This window comes from Microbacterium tumbae (assembly GCF_054780175.1).
In genome coordinates this window covers 469,721-492,012 of sequence record NZ_BAAGWV010000001.1, presented here as the reverse complement: position 1 = coordinate 492,012, position 22,292 = coordinate 469,721, and the positions used below count along the sequence as shown (strand labels likewise).

The window sequence follows — 22,292 nt, the reverse complement described above, 5'->3', positions numbered from 1 at the left end:
CGTCCCCAGAGCATCCGGATGGCAGGATGAGCGCATGCCTTCCCCCACCGCACCTCTGCTGCGCGCGCTCGCCGGAGACCGACCAGAGCAGGCTCCCGTCTGGTTCATGCGCCAGGCGGGACGCTCCCTGCCCGAGTACCGGGAGCTGCGCGTCGGCACCCGGATGCTGGATGCCTGCCTCACTCCGGACCTCGCCGCCGAGATCACCCTGCAGCCGGTGCGCAGGCATGGGGTCGATGCCGCCGTCTTCTTCAGCGACATCGTGATCCCACTGCGGCTCGCGGGTGTGGACGTCGTCATCGAGCCGGGGCGGGGGCCGGTGTTCGCCGAGCCCGTCCGCACCGCGCAGGACGTCGATCGTGTCACGGCCATCGATCCGCAGGACCTCGACACGACCGCGATCGCGGAGGCCGTGCGGATCGTCACCGCCGAGCTCGGCGACACCCCGCTGATCGGCTTCGCCGGTGCGCCCTTCACGCTCGCCGCGTACCTCGTCGAGGGCGGCCCTTCGAAGGAGCACCTCCGCGCCCGCGCCCTCATGCACACGGACCCCGCCGCGTGGAACCGCCTCGCGGACTGGCTCTCCCGGATCTCCCGCCGCTTCCTCGAGGCGCAGCGCGACGCGGGCGCGGCGACCGTCCAGCTGTTCGACTCCTGGGCCGGGTCACTGAGCCCCGCCGACTATCGGGCCTTCGTCGCTCGGCACTCCCGCGCGGCGGTGGCGGATCTCGGCGTCCCCGTCATCCACTTCGGCGTGGGCACGGGGCCGTTCCTGTCCGACATGCGGCTGGACGGAGCGGCTTCGGCCGTGGGCGTCGACTGGCGGCAGCCGCTCGACGAGGCAGCGAGCGTCCTCGGCCCGGATGTCACGGTCCAGGGCAACATCGACCCTGCGCTCCTGAGCGCACCGTGGGCGGTGCTCGAGGCGCACGTACGAGACGTCCTGGCGAGGGGGCGCGCCGCCCGCGCGCACATCCTCAACCTCGGCCACGGCGTCCCGCCGGAGACGGATCCGGACCAGCTCACCCGCATCGTCGAGCTGGCCCACGCCGGCTGACGCTCAGGACGCCCGGCGCCTGCGCCACCAGCGCACGATCCGCAGGTCGTCGGGCCCGAAGCGTCCTGCGGGCAGCGCGGCGCGGATGCGCTCGTCGGTGAACGGCCTCGCCGGCCGGATGCCCTCCGGCGCCTCCGGTGCCGGAGGGAGCGGCTCGCTGACGCCCTCCGCGAGCATCCGGGCCTGCGCCTTGGCGACCAGCGGCACGACCATCGTCCATTCCGTGATGTGGCCGAGCGCCTTGATCGCCCAGACCGGCAGCGGGAGGAAGGCGGGGCGGCGGCCGGCGACCCGGGCGATGCGCCGGATCGCCTCGCCGAGGGTGATCTCGTCGACGCCCATGACGGCGATCGTCGGGTCGGGGATGCGCCCCTCGAGGGCGGCGACGAGCACGTCGACGGCGTCCTCGACAGGTACGGGCCTGGCCGTGCGCTCGCGGAACCCGACGGTACCGAAGACGGGCAGGGTGCGCACCGCCTTTGTCACGTGGTCGACCATGTGGTCTCCGGCCCCGTAGATCATCCCCGACTTCAGGACGGTGTGCTCCAGCCCCGACGCCCGGACGATCTCCTCGGCCTGCCATTTCGACTCGTGGTAGCCCGAGCCGCAGTCGGGCCTCGCGCGGAGGAAGCTCACCATGACGATGCGCTTCACCCCTGCACGCCTGGCCGCCTCGACGACGTTCCTCGTCCCCTCGACGTGCACGCGCTGGAAGGTCTGCTCGCCGATCTCGCGATTGATGCCGGCGCAGTGGGCGACGGCGTCGCAGCCGGCGAAGGCCGCGATGAGCGCGTCCACGTCGTCGAGGTCGACGCCGCTGCGGCGAGACACCGGCATGGCGTCGTCCAGCCGCTCGGCCAGGTGCCGCCCGACGAACCCCGTGCCTCCGGTGATGGCGACTCTCATCTTCCGCTCCTTCGCTTGTGAGCTATCTGGCGAAATAGTATCTAGCAAGGGTGCTATATTGCAAATATGGCAGACAGCGCATCCGACATCTTCGCGGCGTTGGCTCATCCGACCCGCCGGCAGATCCTCCAGGACCTCAAGGACGGCGAGCTCGCGGCAGGCGAGATCGCCTCCCGCTTCTCGGCGAGCGGTCCGACCATCTCCCGCCACCTCGGCGTCCTCCGGCAGGCCGGGCTCGTCACCGAGCGCCGCGATGCGAACCGCATCCTCTACTCGCTGGTCGGCGAGCGGCTGGCGCTGTCCGTCGGGGACTTCCTCTCCACGGTCTGCCCCGAGCAGATCGTGCTGCGCGAGATCCGCAGGCGCGGCCCAGCGCGAAGCCCTGAAAAGATGGAGGCATGACAGAGCACCCGTCCGAGCTCGCCGATCGCGCAGCCGAACTCCACGTGGTCGTGATCGGCGGCGGCGTCGCAGGACTCGTCGCGGCGCGCGAGTGCGCCAAGGTCGGGATGCGGGTCACCGTGCTGGAGGCGGAGGGTCGCCTCGGCGGCGCGCTGCAGGCGGCGGAGATCGACGGCGTGACCGTGGACGCCGGGGCCGAGAGCTACGCCACCCGCGGCGGCCACGTCCGCGCGCTCGTGGACGAGCTCGGTCTCGGCGCCGGCGTGCAGACGCCCGCGGCGGGCGGCGCATGGCTCGCCGGAGTCCCCGGCCAGCAGCCGGCCCCGCTTCCGAAGGGCGGGCTGCTCGGGATCCCGGGCAGCCCCTTCGACGACGGCGTGCGCCGGATCATCGGCTGGCGCGGGTCCTGGCGCGCCTATCTGGACCGGCTGCGCCCGCCGCTGACGATCGGGCACGAGCAGAGCCTCGGACGCCTGGTCGCCTCGCGGATGGGGACGCGCGTGCTCGAGCGGCTCGTCGCCCCCGTCACCTCGGGGGTCTACTCGGCGCATCCCGACGACGTGGACGTCGAGATCGCCGCTCCGGGGCTCAGCGCGGCGCTCACCCGCGTCGGGTCGCTGAGCGGAGCGGTCCAAGCGCTCCTCGGCGAGCAGGCGTCCGCCAGGGCGGGCAAGGCGCCCGGCTCGGCCGTCGAGGGACTCGCCGGCGGCATGAGCACGCTCGTCGAGGCCCTCGCCGCCGACCTGGAGAAGCTCGGCGGCGTCGTGCGCACGGGCGCTCGGGTGCAGGCGCTCGACGACGCGGATGGGCGCTGGTCCGCCGTCCTCGATCCGGACCAGATGGAACGTGACGGAGAGGAGGCGGAGAGCGTGTCGGCCGATGCCGTGATCGTCGCGACCACGGAGGATGCGGCGCGCGCGCTGCTCGCCGGACGCCTCCCGGATCTCGGCTCTGCGGGCGCCTCGCCGCGCATCGAGATCGTCACCCTGCTCCTGGATGCGCCGGAGCTCGACGCGGCGCCGCGGGGGACCGGCGTGCTCACCGTTCCGCACAGCCACACGGCCAAAGCTCTGACCCACGCCACGGCCAAGTGGTCGTGGCTGCGCGAATCCGCCGGAGGGCGGCACGTGGTGCGCGTCTCCTTCGGCGCTCAGGACGAGGAGCCGGCGACGGCGTCCCTCGACGACGAGGCCGCAGCGCGGCTCGCGCTCGCCGAGGCGTCCGCGCTGCTGGGCATCCCCCTGGCGCCCGCGCAGCTGCTCGGCGCGCACCGTGCTCGCTTCGCGCAGTCGCAGCCGGCGTCCCTGATCGGCGCGGCCGAGCGACGTGTCCGTGCGCGCGCCGCCGCGCGCACTGTGCCCGGTCTCGCCGTGGTCGGAGCCTGGCTGGCCGGCACGGGGCTCGCCCAGGTCGTGCCCGATGCAGCCGCCGAGGCGGATCGGCTGCGGCACGAGCTCCTCTGGGCCTGAGCCGTCGCCGAGATGCTCCTCCGATCTGAAATCGTCCGGAAACACCCGTCTGCCAGACTGGTCCCCGCGTTCCTGTCAACCCCCTGAGGTTTAGATGCCGAAATCGGAATATGGGGCTACGCTGGGAACCTGGCCGACGGGGATCGAAGCCTGCGGCTCGACCGGAACAAGGTGAGGAGACCCCATGAAGGGGAAGATCGGACTCGTCGTCGGACTCGGCGTGGGGTACGTTCTCGGCACGCGAGCCGGGCGCGAGCGCTACGAGCAGATCAAGACGCAGTGGCTGAAGGTCTGGAACCTCGATCCCGTGCAGGAGCAGGTCGCCAAGGTGAAGGGCTTCGTCGGGGACAAGGCCGCTGCGATTCCCGGCGCCGTCTGGACGGGCGTGGTGAAGGTCGCGAAGTCCGCCACGAGCGGCGGAACTCCCGGCGAGAAGCTCGACGCCACCATCGCCGCGGGCAAGGAGGCCGTCGAGGATGTCGCCGATGCGGCCGAGGAGGCCGCGGACGACGTCGAGAAGAAGGCGACCGCGAAGACGTCCACCGCGAAGAAGACCGCACAGAACGGGAAGTGACATGGCTCGCGGATATCGTGACCGCGCGGACGACAGCCTGCTGACGCTCATCGGCGATCTGCCGGAGCTCGTCACCAACCTCGTCAAGGCCGAGGTCGACGCCGCCAAGGCCTGGGTGTCGCGCACCGCCAAGGACGCCGGCATCGGGAGCGTCTGGTTCCTGGTCGCGCTGTTCTTCCTGTTCTGGCTCGTGCCGATGATCCTCGTCTTCGCCGTCGCAGGACTCTCGTCCTGGTGGCCGGTGTGGCTCTCGGCGCTGGCCGTGATCGGCATCCTGCTGCTCGCCGTCCTGGCGTTCGCGCTGCTCGGCATCCTGAAGTTCCGCACCGTGATGCGCCGGGAGAATCCGGGACAGGCCGTCGCGAAGGACCTCCGCCTCGGGAAGGAAGACGCCGATGACGAACTCTGACCAGCTGCCCAGGACCGCGGTCCCCGCGGGGATCAGCGATCCGGTGCAATCCGCCCGCGCGGAGCTGAAGGCCGCGCTCCTCGCGATCGAGGTCAAGGGGAACCTGCCCCGCAGAATCGGGAGAGCGTCAGACCGCGCGGCGAAGAAGGTGCGCCGTTACGCGGACCGCAATCCCGTCGGCGCGATCGCGATCGTCGTGGGCGCGGCGGCGGTCGCCGGCTCCCTCGTGTGGGTCATCGCCCGCGCCGCCTCGCGCTGATCCCGCTTCCGGGCCGGGAGACCCCCTGCTCGGCGGCCGGCCCCTCGGCCGTCACGCATTCGCGGCGGCTCGCGGAAAGGGGCAGACTGGGGGCATGTCCGACACGAGCGCAGAGAACCCTTCCGGCTACACCCTCTGGGCGGTGTGGCGACGCAACCCGGATGCTCCGGTCGTCGAGAGCGATTCCACCGAGCTCGAGACGATCGCCGGCTACGTCGAGGATTCCGGCGTCACGATCCGCGGCTTCTACGACGTCTCGGGCCTGAAGGCGGACGCAGACCTCATGGTCTGGCTGCACGGCGACACCGCGGAGGAGCTGCAGAAGGCCCTGCGGCGCCTGCGTCGCACCGAGCTGCTTCGCACCCTGCTCCCGGTCTGGAACGTGCTGGGCGTGCATCGGGATGCCGAGTTCAACCGCTCCCATGTTCCGGGATTCCTGCGCGGCGTCGACGCGAAGGACTGGCTGTGCCTGTACCCGTTCGTCCGGACCCCGGAGTGGTACCTCGCCCCGGAGGAGGATCGCCGCGCGATGCTGGCGGATCACGGCCGCAAGGGCGCCGCGTTCACGGGCGTCATCGCGAACACCGTCGCCGCCTTCGCCCTGGGCGACTACGAGTGGATCCTGCCGCTCGAGGCGGACGAGCTCACCGACCTCGTCGACCTGATGCGCGACCTCCGCTACACCGAGGCCCGTCGCTATGTGAAGGAGGAGGTGCCCTTCTACACGGGGCGCCGTCTGCGCTTCGATGAGATCGCGGACGTCCTGCAGTAGGCCGGCATGAGCACCCCCATCCGCCTCGGCACCCGCCGCAGCGCCCTCGCGCAGGCGCAGTCCGGTCAGGTCGCCGCCGCGCTGGAGAAGATCTCCGGACGCCGCGTCGAGCTGGTGCCGATCGTCTCCGAGGGCGACACGAACCGCGCATCCCTCTCCGTGATCGGCGGCCAGGGCGTCTTCGCCACCCGCCTGCGCGAGGCGCTGTTCGCCGGCGAGTGCGACATCCTCGTCCATTCCCTCAAGGATCTGCCGACGGTGATCCCCGATGGGCTCGTCATCGCCGCGACACCCGCGCGAGAGGATGCGCGCGACGTGGCGATCACCCGCGATGGACGGCTGCTCCACGAGCTGCCGTCCGGAAGCTCGATCGGCACCGGCTCGCCCCGTCGGATAGCCCAGGTGCGCAGGCGCGCGCCGAAGGCGTCGGTCGTCGATCTGCGGGGCAACGTCGACTCGCGCCTCGCCCGCGTCGCCTCGGGGGAGCTGGACGCCGTGATCCTCGCGGCCGCCGGGCTCTCCCGGCTGGGCAGCGAGACCGAGCTGCGCCGCGAGGAGCTCGGTCTCGCCGAGTGGCCGACCGCCCCGGGTCAGGGCTCGCTCGCCGTCGAGACCCGCGCGGACGCCCCGGCGGAGCTGCTCGCTGCCCTCGGCGAGCTCGACGACGAGCCGACCCGCCTGGCCGTCACGATCGAGCGCGGCGTCCTCGCGGGACTGGACGCCGGATGCCAGGCGCCGATGGCCGCGCACGCCGTCGTGACCGGCGGCGAAGCGCGCGTGCGCGCGGTCGTCTACGCCTCCGATGGGAGCGCTCGCATCGGAGCCGACGTCACGGAAGTCCTGAGCGGGGGGTATATTCGTGTGAACGGCAGTGGCAACGGAGCGGATGCTGCCGATGGTGCGGACCCGAAGCACGCAGCACTTCAGCTCGGGTTGTCTGTCGCCCGTCGGCTGCTCGAGCAAGGGGCGGCTGAACTCGTCTCCCGAGAGCAATCATCCTGATGAGCACACCCGAAAAGCATGAGAAGCCGTTGGCCGGCTGGCGCGTCCTCGTACCGCGCGGCGGCCCCTGGGGCGACGGCGTCGCCGCGTCTCTGCGCGCACAGGGCGCCGTCCCCGTCGTCGCGCCCCTGATCAACTTCGGCCCGACGAACGATCAGGCGACTCTCGACGCCGCTCTCGAGCGGCTCGCGGACGGCTACTTCGACTGGCTGACCATCACCAGCGCCACGACCGTGGACGTGCTGTTCGCACACCGCGCCGTCGTGCCCAGGAAGACGAGGATCGCGGCGGTCGGCGAGACGACGGCGGCTGCTCTCCAGGCCGCCGGCTACGAGGTTGCCCTGGTCCCTGAGGAGGACAACTCCGCCGAGGGCATGGCCGCGCAGCTGATCGCGCTCGAGCCGGAGGCGCGACGCATCCTCGCGCTGCGCAGCGAGATCGCCAAGCCCGTGCTCTCGAAGCTGCTCACCGGGGCGGGGCACGACGTGCACAGCGTCGTCGCCTACCGAACGGTCGGGGTGCCGGTGACCGAGCGCATCCGCCGCGACGTCGACAGCGGGCGCATCAACGCGATCCTCATCACGAGCGGCTCCGTCGCGCAGCAGGTGCGGGAGCAGTTCCCCGAGATACCCGACGAGACGCTCCTCGCCGCGATCGGCCCCCGCACGGCGACGGACGCCCGCAAGGCGGGCCTTCCCATTCAGGTGATCGCCGACAAGCAGACCGTAGAGGCGCTCATCGACGCCGTCTCGCACTACACACTCCCGCATGCGGCGGACGAGCTCGCACCGTGAGCTTTCCCGACATCCGCCCTCGCCGGCTCCGGCAGTCGGCGGCCGTCCGCGATCTCGTCCGCGAGACGGACGTCCGACCGCGCCAGCTCGTGCTGCCGATGTTCGTCCGCGAGGGCATCGACGAGGCCGTGCCGATCGGATCGATGCCCGGTGTCGTCCAGCACTCGCTCGACACCCTCCGTCGCGCCGCCGTCGAAGCCGCGGAGGCCGGAGTGGGCGGAGTGATGCTGTTCGGAGTTCCAGCCGTGCGGGATGCGATCGGCTCAGGGGCGGACGATGAGAACGGCATCCTGAACCTCGCGACGACGGCTGTCGCCGACGAGGTCGGCGACGCCCTGGTCGTGCAGACGGATCTCTGCCTGGACGAGTTCACGGATCACGGCCACTGCGGCGTGCTCGCCGCAGACGGATCCGTCGACAACGACGCCACGCTCGAGCGCTACACCGCTATGGCCCTGGCGCAGGCCCGCGCGGGATCGCAGCTGCTCGGTCTCAGCGGCATGATGGACGGCCAGGTCGCGGCGATCCGGCGCGCTCTGGATGCGGAGGGGTTCACCGGCGTCCTGCTCCTGGGATACGCCGCGAAGTACGCGAGCGCGTTCTACGGTCCGTTCCGCGAAGCGGTCGATTCGCAGCTCAGGGGAGACCGCCGCACCTATCAGCTCGATCCGGGCAATCGTCGCGAAGGGCTGCGCGAGGCGCTCATCGACGAGGCGGAGGGCGCGGACATCGTCATGGTGAAGCCGGCGATGTCCTTCCTCGACGTCCTCCGCGAGGTGCGCGATTCCGTGCATATTCCGATTTGGGCATATCAGATCTCCGGCGAATACGCGATGATCGAGGCGGCCGCCGCGAACGGCTGGATCGACCGTCGAGCCTCCGTCCTGGAATCGCTTCTCTCGATCCGCCGCGCCGGTGCCGACGCCGTCCTGACCTACTGGGCGACCGAGGCCGCCGGATGGCTGGACGGCGGACGCTGACCGGACGGCCGGTGCCTGGATCGGCTGATCCGATCCGCCGGTCCCGTCCCGATCAGCGGGCGGATCCGGTCGGAGAGCCGGCGGATCGGAACGACGTCAGCAGACCGGGACAGGGACGAAAGGCATCATCATGACCGACCGCAACGACGAGCTCTTCGACGCCGCGCGAGCGGTGACCCCCGGCGGGGTGAACTCCCCCGTGCGCGCCTACGGCTCCGTCGGCGGGACGCCGCGCTTCCTCGCCTCCGCGCAGGGCGCGACGGTGACGGATGCCGCGGGCGGCGCCTATCTGGATCTGGTGGCCTCCTGGGGGCCCGCCCTGCTCGGTCACGCGCACCCCGAGGTCGTCGCCGCCGTCCAGGAGGCCGCCGCCCGGGGGCTCTCCTTCGGCGCGCCGACCGCGGGAGAGGTCGAGCTCGCGCAGCTCATCGTCGAGCGCGTGCGCGCGGGCGAGCTGGCGCCCGTGGAGCGCGTGCGCCTGGTCTCCACCGGCACCGAGGCCACGATGACGGCCATCCGCCTCGCCCGCGGGGTGACGGGCCGCGACCTGCTCGTGAAGTTCGCCGGTCACTACCATGGTCATTCCGACGGGCTGCTGGCCGCCGCCGGCTCCGGCGTCGCGACGCTGGCCCTGCCCGGCTCCGCCGGGGTGCCTGCACCGATCGCCGCGCAGACGCTCGTCGTCCCCTACAACGACCGTGCGGCGATCGAGGCCGTGCTCGCCGAGCACGGCGACCGGATCGCCGCGATCATCGTCGAGGCCGCGGCGGCCAACATGGGGGTCGTCGCACCCGAGCCCGGGTTCAACGCGTTCCTCGCCGACACCGCGCACGCGCATGGCGCGCTGCTCATCCTCGACGAGGTCCTGACCGGATTCCGCGTGCATCCCGCCGGCTACTGGGGGCTGCAGGCGGCCGCCGGCGAGCGGTATCTCCCCGACATCATCACATTCGGCAAGGTCGTCGGGGGCGGGATGCCGCTCGCCGCTCTCGGCGGACGTGCCGAGGTCATGGATCAGCTTGCTCCGGTCGGGCCCGTCTATCAGGCGGGCACCCTGTCCGGGAACCCGCTGTCGGTCGCCGCCGGCATCCGCACGCTCCAGCTGGCGACGCCGGAGGTGTACCGCGTCGTGGACGCCGCCGCGGTCCGGCTGGCGGATGCGCTCGCGGCCGCGCTCACCGATGCCGGGGTCGTGCACGCCGTGCCGCGTGCGGGAAGCCTCTTCGGCCTCGTGTTCGCGCCCGTCGCGCCGAAGGACTACGCGCAGGCGCAGGCGCAGGAGGCCTTCCGGTACGCGCCGTTCTTCCACAGCATGCGCGAGCAGGGCGTCGCCCTTCCGCCGAGCGTGTTCGAGGCGTGGTTCCTCACGGCGGCGCACGGCGACGCCGAGCTCGCCGCGATCGAGCAGGCGCTGCCGTCCGCTGCGGCCGCGGCCGCATCCGCCCGTCCGCTCTCACTTTCGTCCTGAGCCCTCGCCCCTGCCCCCCCCCCGCGCGCGGCGGGGGCCTCGTGTGGTCGTCTTCGGGCGGATGAGGCGGCGATCCGGGGCACCTCTCGAAGGGGGAGGCGGCCGCGGGAGACACCTGCTCCCGAACGCGGACGGCGACTCGTGAGCGCGGAGGCGGACAGGCGCACAGCGCCGCAGCTGGACGGAACCCACAAGCGGATCGTTGTCGTCCTGTGAACAAGTCGCAGGCATCTTGCAGGGCGACGCTGGCAGACTGGTGGCATGGTGACGTTGCTGCTGGATCAGACGCAGCTCGAAGTCGTGCTGTCGCCGATCGAGCGTGCGGCGACGTTCCATCGCGAGAACCTGCGGATCGCGCGCGAGGCCATCACCAAGGTGCAGCTCACCGACGACGCCTGGACCTGGCTGCGCGGCGTGCCGGGCCCTGGGACCCACATCCCCGGCGTGCTGGCCGCCGGGACCTGGAAGGCGGCGGGGACGACGGACTTCGTCCTGATCCGCCGTCGGCGTCCGAGCGTGGTCATCGATCTCGAGGGCGACGGACCCTTCCAGCGACTGATCTTCACGACCAGGCACGGCCTCGCCCTCACCCAGGCGCTGAGACTGGACGTCTCCGAGGAGCCGGCCGATGTCGCGGAGATCGTCGCCACCGCACCGACCCCTGTGGTGAAGGGCGCCTCTCGGCCGGTGATCCGGCCGCGACCGGTCTGACTCCGGTCACTCCTGCCCGCCGTGCGGCCGGGCCTGCTCGCCGTTCTCCTGGAACGTCGAGAAGAACGCATCGGCCTCGTCCGCCGGGTTCTCGTCGGATGCCTCCGACGACTCGATCCCCGACTCGTCTTCGGACGGCGCCTCCGCCGACTCCTCGTCCGTCACCGGCTCAGCGCTCTCTGACCCCTGGTCGTCGGATGCTTCGACGGCCGAGGGCTCTTCGGAGGAATCCTCTGCCGAAGGGCTCTCATCGGAAGGCCCCTCGCCGGCCTGCCGCGCCGCCGGCATCCAGTCGGGGACGGGCGACCAGGAGGGGACGGCCTGCTCGGCGGGGGCGTCCACCGCGAGGCTCTCGCCCTCGCCGGTGGCGGGCTCGTCGCTCCGACCGGCTTCGGCGACGGGCTCGGAGGTCTCCTCTTCGACGATCGGATTCTCGAGGTCGCCTTCCTCGCTGTCCGCCGCCGTCCCGTGCGGGGTCGTGGATCCATCCGCGGACGCGGGGGCCGTGATCCCGGCCGCAGCCGCGGCGAGACCGGCGAGTCCGGGAAGCGAGCGCTCCGCGGGGGCCGCGCCCTGCGACTCCCCGGGAGCCCGGTCCGCCTCGCCGTCGTGGACGGGAGCAGCGGCCTCTTCCGTGGCGGCCTCGACGACGACGTCGGCGGGCGGTTCCGCATCCGCTGCGACGGACGTGGAACCGGAGACGGACACGGGCGCGAACGCCGCAGGGATCTCGTCGACCACGAACGTCTCGTCCGCGGCATCCTCCGCGGCGTCCTCGACGAGCGAGGGGATCTCGATCACAGAGGTCCGCAGGGGCGCCGACGCCTCGGCAGCCGCCTCTGCGGGGCCTTCGGCCGGTTCCTCTGCGGGGGACGCGTCCTCCTCCGTCGCCTCGATCGGCGCATCGGCGATCGGCGCGTCCTCCTCCGTCGCCTCCTCGGTCGCCGGCTCCTCTGCGGAGGGCTCGGCCTCCGGCACGACAGGCAGCGCGACGGTCGCGTCGGGAACCGGGTCGGGCCTGCGGAACTGCACAGGGCGGTCGTTGACGAGATCGAGGAAGACGTCCTCGAGCGTCGGACCGCGCTGCTGGAGCGTGGTGAGCGCGACTCCTGCGCTCGCGGCGAGCGAGCCGATCGTCGCCGCATCGCTGCCGCGGACGGTGAGTCCGGAGCGGAGCACCTCGAAATCGAATCCGGCGGCGGTGAGGGCCGCCTCGAGCGCATCGCGGTCGAGCGCGTCGACGACGACGGGACCGGCCGTCGGATCGGCGAGGGTCGCGAGAGAACCGGCGAACTTGCGCTGCCCCCGCGCGATGACGAGGATCTCGTCGGCGACCTGCTCGACCTCGGACAGCACGTGCGAGGAGACCAGCACAGTGCGACCCTCGTCGGCGAGGCCGCGGATCAGCAGCCTCATCCAGCGGATGCCCTCCGGGTCCAGACCGTTGGCCGGCTCGTCGAGCACGAGCGCGCCGGGATCGCCGAGCAGGGCCGTCGCGGCGCTCAGACGCTGGCGCATGCCGAGCGACAGGGTGGCGATGCGCGACTCGGCCTCGGAGTCCAGTCCGACGAAGCGGATCACCTCGCCGACGCGGGCGAGCGGGATGCCGTTCGCCTTCGCCGTCGTGATGAGATGCCGTTCGACCGAACGACGAGGGCGGAAGCCGGGGTCCTCCGGCATCGCGCCGATGACGCGGGCGGCGTGCTTGAGCTCGGCGTAGTGCGCTCCGCCGATGGTCGCCGAGCCGGATGAGGGCCTGAGCATTCCGAGCAGCATCCGCAGCGTCGTGGTCTTGCCCGCTCCGTTGGGGCCGAGGAACCCCGTGACGACGCCGGGCTCGACGCGTCCGGAGAAGTCTGCGACGGCGGTGACGTCGCCGAACCTCTTCGTGACTCGATCGAACTCGAGCACCTGTCCTTCGGGCATCCGGGACCTCTCTTACGGCGGCGGTTCTCTCTATCTTGTCGGAAAACGGAGGAAATCGCGCGTTACCTGGGTGGAAACCGCCAGCGGTAACGTGTGAGGCGTGACCGACTCCGCCGCAGCATCCCGTGTCCTCGTCCGTGCAGAGGGGTCGCTCGGCCGAATCACGCTGAACCGTCCGGAGGCCATCAACGCCCTCGACCTGGACATGATCGAGGACATCACCGCAGCGCTTCTGGCCTGGAGGGAGGACACCGACATCCAGACGGTGCTGCTGGACGGCGAGGGCAGGGGGCTGTGCGCCGGTGGCGACGTGCGCGTCCTCTACGACCTCATCGTCGCGGGCCGTGCCGACGAGACGGGCGTCTTCTTCCGGGCCGAGTACGCGCTGAACGCGCTGATCGCGGAATACCCGAAACCGGTCGTCGCCTTCGCAGACGGCATCACGATGGGCGGGGGCATCGGCCTCGCCGGCCACGCGGCGATCCGGATCGTGACCGAGCGCTCCCGGCTCGCCATGCCCGAGACCCGGATCGGCTTCACCCCCGACGTGGGAGGGACCTATCTGCTGGGCAGGGCGCCGGGACGGCTCGGCGAGTATCTGGGGCTGACCGGCGGCACGATGAGCGCCTCGGACGCGCTGTACTCCGGATTCGCCGACCATCTCGTGCCGTCCGACCGCCTCGACTCGCTGCGCGAGGCGCTGGCCAACCGGGCGGATCCGGGTACCCCGGCGGAGATCGTGCTGCTCTTCGACGAGACGCCGGAGCCGTCGGCGCTCGTCGAGGAGCGCGCCTGGATCGACGAGGTCTTCGCCGCCGGCACGCTCGGCGAGATCGTCCGGTGCCTCGAGGCGCGGGCCGAGCCCGCGGCGACCGAGACGCTGGCGACGCTCTCGCAGCTCGCGCCGACGGGGCTCGCCGTGACGCTGGACGCCGTCCGCGAGGCGCGCGAGGGGAACCTGCGCGAAGCGCTGGCGGGGGAGTACCGCCGCGTGCTCTGGTTCGCGCATCATCACCCCGATCTCGTCGAGGGCATCCGCGCGCAGCTGGTGGACAAGGACAGGAGCCCGCGATGGACGCCGGCGACCATCGCAGAGCTTTCGCCCGACGCCTCCGCCGACGCCCGCGCGTACGCGCCGTGGCATCCGCTCTTCGGGTGAGGGCACCCTTAGCTGGGTCGGGTCCAGAAATCCGCTGCGATCTGCGGATCGTTCGCCCTGAGCGGATATCGCCCTCCGGCTATGGGCAATGTCGGCGGGTCATGGCACGCTAGCTCTTGGCCTGAACCAGGCCTGAGCCCAAAAGGATGCCCATGCTCGGTAAACTCCTCGTCCGCTACCTCAAGAAGTACTGGCCGTATCTCGTCGCCGTCCTCGTCTTCCAGTTCGCGAGCGCCATGGCGACGCTGTACCTGCCCTCGCTCAACGCCGACATCATCAACAAGGGCGTCGCCCAGGCCGACACCGGCTACATCTGGAGCACGGGGGCGTTCATGCTCGTCGTGTCGCTCGGCCAGATCGTCGCCTCTGTCGTCGCCACCTACTTCGCCGCGCGTGCGGCGATGAGCCTCGGCCGCGACATCCGCGCCGATGTCTTCGCCAGGGTGAGCGGCTTCTCCGAGCGGGAGGTGTCGCAGTTCGGCGCCGGCTCCCTCATCACACGCAACACGAACGACGTGCAGCAGGTGCAGATGCTCGCGATGATGGGCGCGACGATGTTCGTCACCGCCCCGCTGCTCGCCATCGGCGGCATCATCCAGGCCGTCCGACAGGATGTCGGCCTCAGCTGGATCATCGCCGTCTCCGTGCCGGTCCTGCTCCTCGTCGCGGTCGTGGTCATCGGCCGGATGGTTCCCCTCTTCCGGCGCAATCAGCAGAAGCTGGACGCCGTGAACCGCATCATGCGCGAGCAGCTCACCGGCGTCCGCGTGGTGCGCGCCTTCGTCCGCGAGCGGATCGAGGAGGAGCGCTTCCGCGGGGCGAACACGGACATCATGGTCCTCGGGCGCAAGATCGGCACCCTGTTCGTCACGCTGTTCCCGCTGTTCATGCTGATCCTCAACGTCACCGTGGTCGCGGTCATCTGGTTCGGCGGGATCGAGATCGACGCGGGGAACGTCGAGGTCGGCACTCTCTTCGCGTTCATGCAGTACATCGGCCAGATCATGATGGGCGTCATCATGTCGAGCTTCATGGCCATGATGATCCCGCGCGCCGCCGTCTCGGCGGAGCGCGTGGCCGAGGTGCTGGACGCGGAGTCGTCCATGTCGCGCCCGGCGGACGGCGCCGCCGTCTTCCCGAGCCCGGGCTCGGTGCGCTTCGAGGACGTCGAGTTCACCTACCCCGGTGCGGAGTCTCCGGTGCTCAGCGGCATCGGCTTCCACGCGGAGCCGGGCGAGACGGTCGCCATCGTCGGATCCACCGGCGCAGGCAAGACTACGCTGATCAACCTGATCCCGCGTCTGTTCGACGTGACGGGCGGCGCGGTCAGCGTCGGCGGCGTCGACGTGCGCGAGGCGGACGTCGACGCGCTCTGGAAGGGCATCGGGCTCGTCCCGCAGCGACCGTTCCTCTTCACCGGGACGATCGCCTCCAACCTCCGCTACGGACGTGAGGACGCCACGGACGAGGATCTCTGGCACGCGCTCGAGATCGCGCAGGGCCGTGACTTCGTCGAGGAGATGCCCGAAGGGCTCGACGCGCGCATCGCGCAGGGCGGGACGAACGTATCCGGCGGTCAGCGTCAGCGTCTCGCGATCGCCCGTGCCATCGTGCACCGGCCGCAGATCCTCGTCTTCGACGACTCCTTCTCGGCCCTGGACCTCACGACGGACGCGCGGCTGAGACAGGCCCTGTGGCGAGAGCTGCCGGAGGTGACGAAGATCGTCGTCGCGCAGCGCGTGTCCACCATCACGGACGCAGACCGCATCGTCGTCCTCGAAGGGGGCACGATGGTCGGCGTCGGGACGCACGAGGAGCTGCTCGCGTCCAACGACACCTACCGCGAGATCGTCGAGTCGCAGCTGGGGGTGGACGCATGAGCCCGCGTGAGACCGCCGAGCCCGAGCTGACCGCCGACGAGAAGTACGAGGCGGAGCTCGCCGAGCAGGCGCGTCAGAACTCCGGCGACTGGGACGCCGTAGCCCCCGGCAAGGCCGACAACTTCGGCAAGAGCTTCGGTCGTATGATCGGCCTGCTCAAGCCCTCGGCGCTGTGGTTCGTGTTCGTCTCGGTCCTCGGTGCGGTCGGCGTCATCCTCGCGGTCGCGGCGCCGAAGGTGCTGGCCGGTGCGACCGATCTCATCTACAAGGGTTTCATCTCCCAGCAGCTGGCGCAGCCGAACGGGGACTTCCCCGGCTTCCCGGCCGGCACCCCGCAGGCCGACGTCGTGGAGGCGCTGCGCGGGTTCGGCCAGGACGACTTCGCCAACCAGGTCGCAGCGCTGGGCGCCTTCACCGTCGGCGATGGACTGGACTTCTCGGCGCTGCGGTGGATCATCATCGCCGTGCTGTCGATCTACGTCGGCTCCGCCCTGCTCAGCTGGGTCCAGGGGTACGTCATCAACGTCATCATGGTCCGCACGATGTGGCGGCTGCGCGAGGACGTCGAGGCGAAGATCAACCGGCTGCCCCTGTCGTACTTCGACAAGGTCCAGCGCGGCGAGCTGATCTCGCGGGTCACGAACGACATCGACAACATCACGCAGACCATGCAGCAGTCGCTGTCCGGTGCGCTGACATCGGTGCTGACCGTGATCGGCGTGCTGTTCATGATGTTCTCGATCTCCTGGCAGCTGGCGCTCGTCGCCCTGGTCGCCCTGCCGTTGATGGGCGTCATCTTCGGCGTCATCGGCCCCCGCTCCCAGAAGGCGTTCGGAACGCAGTGGCGCAAGGTCGGCCGCCTGAACGCCCGCGTCGAGGAGGCCTTCTCCGGGCACGCGCTGGTCAAGGTCTTCGGTCGGGAGCAGGATGCGCTCGACCGCTTCCAGGCCGAGAACGAGGAGCTGTACCGCGCGAGCTTCAAGGCGCAGTTCCTGTCCGGCATCATCATGCCGGCCATGACCTTCGTCGGGAGCCTCACCTATGTGGGCATCGCCGTCCTCGGCGGACTGATGGTCGCCAGCGGTCAGCTGCGGCTGGGCGACGTGCAGGCGTTCATCCAGTACTCGCAGCAGTTCACCCAGCCGCTGAGCGAGCTGGGCGGCATGGCGGCTGTCGTGCAGTCGGGCACCGCATCGGCGGAGCGCGTGTTCGACCTCCTGGACGCCGAGGAGCAGGGCGCGGATGCCGCGGACGCGCCGTCCGTCGGCGACGGCGACGGCGTCATCGAGTTCGAGCACGTCTCGTTCTCGTACACGCCGGAGCGCCCGCTCATCGAGGATCTCTCGTTCCGCGTGGAGCCGGGCCAGACGGTGGCGATCGTCGGACCGACCGGCGCGGGCAAGACGACCCTGGTCAACCTGATCATGCGCTTCTACGAGCTGAGCTCCGGACGCATCCTGCTGGACGGTCAGGACATCGCGGAGCTGACCCGTGCCGATCTGCGTTCGCGCACCGGCATGGTGCTGCAGGATCCGTGGCTGTTCGCGGGATCCATCCTCGAGAACATCCGCTACGGACGCGCGAGCGCGACCGATGAGGAGGTTCTCGCGGCGGCGAGGGCGACGTACGTGGAGCGTTTCGTGCATGCGCTGCCCGAGGGCTACGAGACGGTTCTGGAGGAGGACGCGGCGAACGTGTCGGCCGGCGAGCGCCAGCTGATCACGATCGCCCGCGCCTTCGTGGCCCAGCCGTCGATCCTGATCCTCGACGAGGCCACGAGCGCCGTCGACACCCGCACGGAGCTGTTGCTGCAGCACGCGATGGCCGCCCTGCGCGAGGGACGCACCTCCTTCGTGATCGCGCACCGTCTCTCGACGATCCGCGACGCCGACCTCATCCTCGTGATGGAGCACGGCGACATCGTGGAGAAGGGCACGCACGACGAGCTCATCGCCGCGCAGGGAGCGTACTGGCGGCTGTACCAGTCCCAGTTCGAGCAGGCCGCTGCGGACATCGACGCCGAGGAGGCGCTCACCGCTTCGACCCCGGTCATCGTCACGGGCGAGGCCTCGGAGAACGGTCCGGACGAGTCGGTGACGGCCGAGTCCGCACCGGAGTCCGGCACCGCCTGATCGCCCGCGTGAGACGAGGACGCCCCGCCACCCTCTCGGGTGCCGGGGCGTCCTCGTCTCACATGCGCAGCGCGGGCTGCTCGTGCTCGGGGCGAGGTTTCTCGTCGCTCGCGAGCTGAGGTCTCCCGTCTGGTCGCCTCATGCTGCCTGAGGCGGCCAGACGAGGCACGTCCCGCATGCCGAGGCGGCCAGACCGGCCCCCTCCCGCGGGGGAGTCCGGATCGAGGGAGGTGCAGCCCTCGAGGATCAGTCGACGATGCCGAAGAGCTCGAGAGGGTGAGTGAGCCGCCACCATGCTGTCGGCCCCTGGAGCTCCTCGGCCAGTGAGACGGGCACCTCCACGCCGTCGATCGGCCCCGTCACCGTGAGCGTGCCCACCTCGTCGCCTTCCGCGGTGCTGTCGCCCAGATCGAAGGTCGCACCCGTCGTCGCGGTCCCTGCGTTCCAGAGGACCACCGTGGCGTCGGCATCCGTGACCACGTCCACGCGGGTTCCCCAGGGGGTGCTCACCTCGCCGACGACGGTGCCGGCCTCGACGGCCGGCCCCTGAGCGAGCAGGGCGGCCTCGGCCTCGGCGTACAGCGCCCGACTGGCCGCCAGGCGTGCGTCGTCGTCCTTCTGGCCGAGCACGGCGGCGTACAGGTGAACGGTCGTGTCGCCGATGACGACGTCCTTGGCGCTGAGCAGGTTGTATGCGCCGTCGAGCGTGCCGGTCTTGATCCCGACGATGCCCGGATCGCCGAGCAGTCCGTTGGAGTTCTTCACCGTTCCCGCGCCGGGGAGATCGACGGATGCCGTTCCGACGATCTCCGCGAACACCGGATTGGCCATGGCGATCTCGGCCAGGCGGATCAGAGCCTCCGGCGTCGCCACGTTGCCGGCGTCGCGGCCGGCCGGAGTGACGATCGTGATGTCGCTGAGCCCGCGGGAGTCCAGCCACGCCTGCGCTGCCGCGACGAACGAGTCCTCGGAGCCCCAGATCTCGTCCGCGAGCCGGTCGATGTAGTTGTTCGCGGATCCCAGCAGGATGCCCTGCAGCATCTGGTGCTCGGTCAGCGTGCCGCCCACGGGCACGTCCAGCGCGGACTGGTTGTCGCTCAGATAGCTCCAGTACTCGCTGGAGTCGGACCAGCTGAACGAGAACTCCGGCCCCTGCTCGCCGACCTGCAGCGGCATCCGGTCGAGCACGAGCATGACCGAGACGACCTTCGTGACGCTCGCGAGAGGGACGGCCGAGCTCGCGGATGCGACGGCGTCCACGCCTCCGACGCCGACCGCCGCACTGCCCTGCGCGGGCCAGGTCAGGACGGCCGGATCCGCCGGTGCGACGGTGACCTCGACGCCGTCCACCGAGGCGGGAAGCTCGTGCAGCGGCCACAGCAGGGCCGTGGCGGAGTAGGCGATGCCCAGGGCGACCAGGGTTCCGAGCGGCACCAGCCAGCCGGCGCGGGGCCCGCGCGTCGCGGCGTCCGCGAGGATGTCGACCGTCGTCGCGGCATCGGAGTCGTCGTTCGGCGAAGCGGTCTCCGCGACGGATCCCGGATCCACCCAGAGAAGGGCAGTGGCCGGCGAGTCCTCGTCGGCCCACTCGGCCGGAGCGGCCTCCGTGCGAAGGACCTCGAGGGGCTCGGGGGCGACGACTCCGTCGTCGTCGGAAACCTCGGTCTCGGCGAGTCCACCGGTCGGGGTCTCCGTCCGGACGACGGGCGATGCGGTCCCGATGGTCACGGGTGCCGCGAGAGCGGGCGCGAGGGCGACAGCCGCTCCCGCGCTCCCCGCGTCGGCGGAGTCGTCCGCGGCCGTCTCGGGGATCGGCGAACCGGCCGTCGCGTCGTCGGCGGCGTCCTCGACGGCGGTCGCGACGGACGTGGTCTCGCTCGCGGCCGGCACGCCGGACGCGGTCCTGTCGGCGTCGGCCGGGATCGCATCCGTCCCGGCGGGTTCGGCAGGGGAGCTCCCGTCGCCGGCATCCGCGGTCCTGCCCGATCCGCGCCCCCCGCCGGCCACCTCGCCGAACGACGGCGCCGGCGCCCTGAGCCGACGGCGTTCCCGGCGCGTGAGGGCGCTCGCGTCGTCGCTCTGATGGGGGGTCACCCCGCATACGCTACCGAATCCGGGCATGGCAGGCCGGTATCCCGCCCCGGAGTATGATCGTCAGCACAACCACGGGAGTCCGGCGAGCCGGGCTGAGAGGAAGCGAACCGCGCTTCGACCGTCGAACCTGATCCGGATCATGCCGGCGCAGGGAGGAGATCAGATGAGTACGTCCACGTCCGCATCCACCCAGGCCACCACCGCCGCGAACCCCTGGCGCTGGCGCGTCGTCGACATCGTCGTCGCCGCCGTGCTCGGCGTCGCGATCGGCCTCGTCTTCTGGGGCTGGAACACCGTCGGCGGCACCTGGTTCGGCCTGGCCGACGCCGTCACCCCCGGCCTCGGCGGGATCGCCGTCGGCATCTGGCTGCTCGGCGGCGTCGTCGGCGGGCTGATCATCCGCAAGCCGGGTGCGGCGCTCGTCGTCGAGCTCGTCGCCGCGATCGTCTCCGCGCTGATCGGCAACCAGTGGGGCATCTCCACCGTCTTCAGCGGCATCGTCCAGGGACTGGGCGCGGAGATCGTCTTCGCCCTGTTCCTCTACCGCCGCTTCGGCGTCGTCGCCGCCGCGCTCTCCGGCATCGGAGCGGGCGTCGCCGCCTGGGTCTTCGAGCTGTTCTACGGCAGCTCCCCGAACATCCTGAAGTCGCTCGAGTTCAACACCATCTACCTCGTGAGCCTCATCGTCTCCGGGGCGATCCTCGCCGGTGTCGTCGGCTGGCTGCTGGTGCGCGCTCTCGCCGCGACCGGCGCGCTGAGCCGCTTCGCCGCCGGTCGCGAGCTCGTCCGCGAGGTCTGAGCGTGCCCGGTGCCGCCCCGGCCCGCGTGCAGTGCGCGGGCTGGGGCTGGCGCTACGCAGGGCGGCGCCTGCCGGCGGTCAGCGAGGTGAGCTTCACGATCGAGCCGGGCGAGCGCGTTCTTCTGCTCGGCGCCTCCGGGGCGGGGAAGTCTACGCTGCTGGCGGGTCTCGCAGGGGTCCTCGGCGATGCGGAGGAGGGCGAGCGCACCGGCAGTCTGCTCGTCGACGGCGCGGCTCCCGAATCCCGTCGTGGCCAGGTCGGCCTGGTGCTGCAGGACCCGGATGCCGGGATCGTGCTGTCCAAGGTCGGCGACGACGTCGCGTTCGGCTGCGAGAACCTCGGCGTCCCGGCATCCGAGATTCCCTCGCGGGTCGCCGAGGCGCTCGAGGACGTGGGCCTCGACGTGCCGTTGCGCCGCCCGACGAAGGAGCTCTCCGGCGGGCAGAAGCAGCGGCTCGTGCTGGCCGGCGTCCTCGCGATGCGCCCCGGTCTGCTCCTGTTGGACGAGCCGACGGCGAACCTCGATCCGGAAGGCGTCCGCGAGGTGCGGGCGAGCGTCGAGCGCGTCGTGGAGGCCACCGGCGCGACCCTGATCGTCGTCGAGCATCGGACGCCGGTCTGGGTGGAGCTCATGACCCGCGTGATCGTGCTCGCCGCGGACGGCGGGCTGCTCGCGGACGGCCCGCCGGCGCAGGTGTTCGCCGAGCACGGCGACGCCCTGGCCGATGCCGGGGTATGGGTGCCGGAGCAGCGGATCGACCTGGCCGTGCTGCCCCCGGCATCCGCGGACGGCGAAGGCGTGCTGTCGGCGGAGGGACTGTCGATCGGCCGCGGGCGGACCGAGGTGCGGACCGGGCTCGACGTACGCCTGCCGCGGGGCGCGGCGACGGTCGTCACCGGCCCCAACGGCGCGGGCAAGTCGACCCTCGCCCTGACGCTGGCCGGACTCGTCCCCGAGCTCGTCGGCGAGCTCGAGGCCGCTCCCGATCTCGCGGGACGTTCCGGCCGCCGGCCGTTCCGGTGGACATCCCAGGAGCTGCTCACGCGCGTCGGGATGGTCTTCCAGGAGCCGGAGCATCAGTTCCTCGCCAGGACGCTGAGGGATGAGCTCGCCGTCGGCCCGCGCGCACTGGGATGGCCGTCCGCCCGAGTGGACGAGGTCGTCGACGCCCTGCTGGAACGACTGGGGCTCGCACCGCTCGCCCTCGCCAATCCCTTCACCCTCTCCGGCGGTCAGAAGCGACGGCTGTCGGTCGCGACCGTGCTCGCGGCCTCCCCGGAGGTGATCGTGCTGGACGAGCCCACCTTCGGGCAGGACCGGCGCGGCTGGATCTCCCTCGTCGCCCTGCTCCAGGAGGAGATCGCCCGGGGGCGCACGGTGGTCGCGGTCACCCACGACGAGGGCGTTGTCCGGCATCTCGGCGGGCGCCGTCTCGAGCTGGCGGCCGCTTCGTGAGGCGCGAGGGCAGTGCGTTCGAATCGCGCAACTATGCGGATC

At 71.3% G+C, this 22,292-nt stretch carries 20 protein-coding genes and 1 riboswitch; of the genes, 17 read left to right on the top strand and 3 right to left on the bottom strand.

The genetic code is table 11. From position 1 onward, the window contains the following. Positions 1-34: 34 nt before the first annotated feature. Positions 35-1,057 carry a uroporphyrinogen decarboxylase gene (gene hemE / locus ACYVGQ_RS02280; RefSeq protein ID WP_460782885.1) on the top strand — a complete coding sequence of 341 codons (1,023 nt, stop codon included), beginning with the start codon at positions 35-37 and terminating at the stop codon, positions 1,055-1,057. A gap of 3 nt (positions 1,058-1,060) precedes the next feature. Here hemE and ACYVGQ_RS02275 read toward each other — a convergent pair whose 3' ends face one another. Continuing rightward, positions 1,061-1,963 (bottom strand): NAD(P)H-binding protein, encoded by a 903-nt coding sequence (locus ACYVGQ_RS02275; RefSeq protein WP_460782884.1) that lies wholly within the window; start codon positions 1,961-1,963, stop codon positions 1,061-1,063. Between the two features lie 66 nt (positions 1,964-2,029). Between ACYVGQ_RS02275 and ACYVGQ_RS02270 the strand changes: the two genes are divergently transcribed. The 11 genes from ACYVGQ_RS02270 to ACYVGQ_RS02220 all read left to right on the top strand — a co-directional run bounded on the left by ACYVGQ_RS02270 (position 2,030) and on the right by ACYVGQ_RS02220 (position 10,803). Continuing rightward, complete coding sequence (locus ACYVGQ_RS02270) at positions 2,030-2,365, top strand: metalloregulator ArsR/SmtB family transcription factor (RefSeq protein WP_460782883.1); 336 nt, start codon at positions 2,030-2,032, stop codon at positions 2,363-2,365. After that, positions 2,362-3,834 carry a protoporphyrinogen oxidase gene (gene hemG / locus ACYVGQ_RS02265; RefSeq protein ID WP_460782882.1) on the top strand — a complete coding sequence of 491 codons (1,473 nt, stop codon included), beginning with the start codon at positions 2,362-2,364 and terminating at the stop codon, positions 3,832-3,834. Before ACYVGQ_RS02270 ends, hemG begins: the two co-directional genes overlap by 4 nt. Before the next feature lie 184 nt (positions 3,835-4,018). Beyond that, on the top strand, positions 4,019-4,408 hold the full coding sequence (locus ACYVGQ_RS02260) for a hypothetical protein (RefSeq protein ID WP_460782881.1): 390 nt from the start codon (positions 4,019-4,021) through the stop codon (positions 4,406-4,408). Position 4,409: 1 nt separating this feature from the next. Next, positions 4,410-4,817 carry a phage holin family protein gene (locus tag ACYVGQ_RS02255; RefSeq protein WP_460782880.1) on the top strand — a complete coding sequence of 136 codons (408 nt, stop codon included), beginning with the start codon at positions 4,410-4,412 and terminating at the stop codon, positions 4,815-4,817. After that, positions 4,804-5,076: a hypothetical protein gene (locus ACYVGQ_RS02250; RefSeq protein WP_460782879.1), complete on the top strand. Its 273-nt coding sequence runs from the start codon at positions 4,804-4,806 to the stop codon at positions 5,074-5,076. The genes ACYVGQ_RS02255 and ACYVGQ_RS02250 overlap by 14 nt, the downstream gene beginning before the upstream one ends. A gap of 94 nt (positions 5,077-5,170) precedes the next feature. Beyond that, positions 5,171-5,848, top strand: a complete 678-nt coding sequence (gene hemQ, locus ACYVGQ_RS02245) for a hydrogen peroxide-dependent heme synthase (RefSeq protein WP_460782878.1) — start codon at positions 5,171-5,173, stop codon at positions 5,846-5,848. A gap of 6 nt (positions 5,849-5,854) precedes the next feature. Further along, the gene (hemC, locus tag ACYVGQ_RS02240) at positions 5,855-6,850 is read left to right on the top strand and encodes a hydroxymethylbilane synthase (protein ID WP_460782877.1); all 996 of its coding nucleotides are present in this window, start codon (positions 5,855-5,857) and stop codon (positions 6,848-6,850) included. Beyond that, positions 6,850-7,644 (top strand): uroporphyrinogen-III synthase, encoded by a 795-nt coding sequence (locus ACYVGQ_RS02235; RefSeq protein WP_460782876.1) that lies wholly within the window; start codon positions 6,850-6,852, stop codon positions 7,642-7,644. Before hemC ends, ACYVGQ_RS02235 begins: the two co-directional genes overlap by 1 nt. Continuing rightward, positions 7,641-8,624, top strand: coding sequence for a porphobilinogen synthase (hemB, locus tag ACYVGQ_RS02230; protein ID WP_460782875.1), 984 nt, complete (start codon positions 7,641-7,643; stop codon positions 8,622-8,624). Before ACYVGQ_RS02235 ends, hemB begins: the two co-directional genes overlap by 4 nt. 130 nt (positions 8,625-8,754) lie before the next feature. Next, positions 8,755-10,092 (top strand): glutamate-1-semialdehyde 2,1-aminomutase, encoded by a 1,338-nt coding sequence (locus ACYVGQ_RS02225; RefSeq protein WP_460782873.1) that lies wholly within the window; start codon positions 8,755-8,757, stop codon positions 10,090-10,092. A gap of 261 nt (positions 10,093-10,353) precedes the next feature. Beyond that, positions 10,354-10,803: a hypothetical protein gene (locus tag ACYVGQ_RS02220; protein ID WP_460782872.1), complete on the top strand. Its 450-nt coding sequence runs from the start codon at positions 10,354-10,356 to the stop codon at positions 10,801-10,803. Positions 10,804-10,809: 6 nt separating this feature from the next. Here the strand turns inward: ACYVGQ_RS02220 and ACYVGQ_RS02215 are convergent, their stop codons facing one another. Then, positions 10,810-12,729: an ABC transporter ATP-binding protein gene (locus ACYVGQ_RS02215; protein ID WP_460782871.1), complete on the bottom strand. Its 1,920-nt coding sequence runs from the start codon at positions 12,727-12,729 to the stop codon at positions 10,810-10,812. 100 nt (positions 12,730-12,829) lie between these two features. Here ACYVGQ_RS02215 and ACYVGQ_RS02210 point away from each other — a divergent pair, with 100 nt between their 5' ends. The 3 genes from ACYVGQ_RS02210 (at position 12,830) to ACYVGQ_RS02200 (ending at position 17,900) form a co-directional block, all read left to right on the top strand. Then, on the top strand, positions 12,830-13,888 hold the full coding sequence (locus ACYVGQ_RS02210; RefSeq protein WP_460782870.1) for an enoyl-CoA hydratase/isomerase family protein: 1,059 nt from the start codon (positions 12,830-12,832) through the stop codon (positions 13,886-13,888). Between the two features lie 152 nt (positions 13,889-14,040). Beyond that, positions 14,041-15,768: an ABC transporter ATP-binding protein gene (locus ACYVGQ_RS02205; RefSeq protein ID WP_460782869.1), complete on the top strand. Its 1,728-nt coding sequence runs from the start codon at positions 14,041-14,043 to the stop codon at positions 15,766-15,768. Beyond that, entirely contained in the window at positions 15,765-17,900 is a 2,136-nt protein-coding gene (locus ACYVGQ_RS02200) for an ABC transporter ATP-binding protein (protein WP_460782868.1), read from the top strand. The genes ACYVGQ_RS02205 and ACYVGQ_RS02200 overlap by 4 nt, the downstream gene beginning before the upstream one ends. Before the next feature lie 246 nt (positions 17,901-18,146). Here ACYVGQ_RS02200 and ACYVGQ_RS02195 read toward each other — a convergent pair whose 3' ends face one another. Then, positions 18,147-19,994 carry a D-alanyl-D-alanine carboxypeptidase family protein gene (locus ACYVGQ_RS02195; RefSeq protein WP_460782867.1) on the bottom strand — a complete coding sequence of 616 codons (1,848 nt, stop codon included), beginning with the start codon at positions 19,992-19,994 and terminating at the stop codon, positions 18,147-18,149. A 61-nt stretch (positions 19,995-20,055) separates the two neighbouring features. After that, positions 20,056-20,165, top strand: a riboswitch (TPP riboswitch). On the opposite strand from ACYVGQ_RS02195, the gene ACYVGQ_RS02190 reads away from it, so the two are divergent. Together ACYVGQ_RS02190 and ACYVGQ_RS02185 are read left to right on the top strand one after the other, a co-directional pair. Next, complete coding sequence (locus ACYVGQ_RS02190; protein ID WP_460782866.1) at positions 20,158-20,793, top strand: ECF transporter S component; 636 nt, start codon at positions 20,158-20,160, stop codon at positions 20,791-20,793. Its footprint overlaps the riboswitch before it by 8 nt. Beyond that, the gene (locus tag ACYVGQ_RS02185; RefSeq protein WP_460783911.1) at positions 20,790-22,250 is read left to right on the top strand and encodes an ABC transporter ATP-binding protein; all 1,461 of its coding nucleotides are present in this window, start codon (positions 20,790-20,792) and stop codon (positions 22,248-22,250) included. Before ACYVGQ_RS02190 ends, ACYVGQ_RS02185 begins: the two co-directional genes overlap by 4 nt. Positions 22,251-22,292: the final 42 nt, after the last annotated feature.

Excerpts from the sequence above, each read along its gene's own strand:
- hemE (WP_460782885.1), top strand. The coding sequence starts at position 35 with ATGCCTTCCCCCACCGCACCTCTGCTGCGCGCGCTCGCCGGAGACCGA.
- ACYVGQ_RS02275 (WP_460782884.1), bottom strand. The coding sequence starts at position 1,963 with ATGAGAGTCGCCATCACCGGAGGCACGGGGTTCGTCGGGCGGCACCTG.
- ACYVGQ_RS02270 (WP_460782883.1), top strand. The coding sequence starts at position 2,030 with ATGGCAGACAGCGCATCCGACATCTTCGCGGCGTTGGCTCATCCGACC.
- hemG (WP_460782882.1), top strand. The coding sequence starts at position 2,362 with ATGACAGAGCACCCGTCCGAGCTCGCCGATCGCGCAGCCGAACTCCAC.
- ACYVGQ_RS02260 (WP_460782881.1), top strand. The coding sequence starts at position 4,019 with ATGAAGGGGAAGATCGGACTCGTCGTCGGACTCGGCGTGGGGTACGTT.
- ACYVGQ_RS02255 (WP_460782880.1), top strand. The coding sequence starts at position 4,410 with ATGGCTCGCGGATATCGTGACCGCGCGGACGACAGCCTGCTGACGCTC.
- ACYVGQ_RS02250 (WP_460782879.1), top strand. The coding sequence starts at position 4,804 with ATGACGAACTCTGACCAGCTGCCCAGGACCGCGGTCCCCGCGGGGATC.
- hemQ (WP_460782878.1), top strand. The coding sequence starts at position 5,171 with ATGTCCGACACGAGCGCAGAGAACCCTTCCGGCTACACCCTCTGGGCG.
- hemC (WP_460782877.1), top strand. The coding sequence starts at position 5,855 with ATGAGCACCCCCATCCGCCTCGGCACCCGCCGCAGCGCCCTCGCGCAG.
- ACYVGQ_RS02235 (WP_460782876.1), top strand. The coding sequence starts at position 6,850 with ATGAGCACACCCGAAAAGCATGAGAAGCCGTTGGCCGGCTGGCGCGTC.
- ACYVGQ_RS02225 (WP_460782873.1), top strand. The coding sequence starts at position 8,755 with ATGACCGACCGCAACGACGAGCTCTTCGACGCCGCGCGAGCGGTGACC.
- ACYVGQ_RS02220 (WP_460782872.1), top strand. The coding sequence starts at position 10,354 with ATGGTGACGTTGCTGCTGGATCAGACGCAGCTCGAAGTCGTGCTGTCG.
- ACYVGQ_RS02215 (WP_460782871.1), bottom strand. The coding sequence starts at position 12,729 with ATGCCCGAAGGACAGGTGCTCGAGTTCGATCGAGTCACGAAGAGGTTC.
- ACYVGQ_RS02205 (WP_460782869.1), top strand. The coding sequence starts at position 14,041 with ATGCTCGGTAAACTCCTCGTCCGCTACCTCAAGAAGTACTGGCCGTAT.
- ACYVGQ_RS02200 (WP_460782868.1), top strand. The coding sequence starts at position 15,765 with ATGAGCCCGCGTGAGACCGCCGAGCCCGAGCTGACCGCCGACGAGAAG.
- ACYVGQ_RS02190 (WP_460782866.1), top strand. The coding sequence starts at position 20,158 with ATGAGTACGTCCACGTCCGCATCCACCCAGGCCACCACCGCCGCGAAC.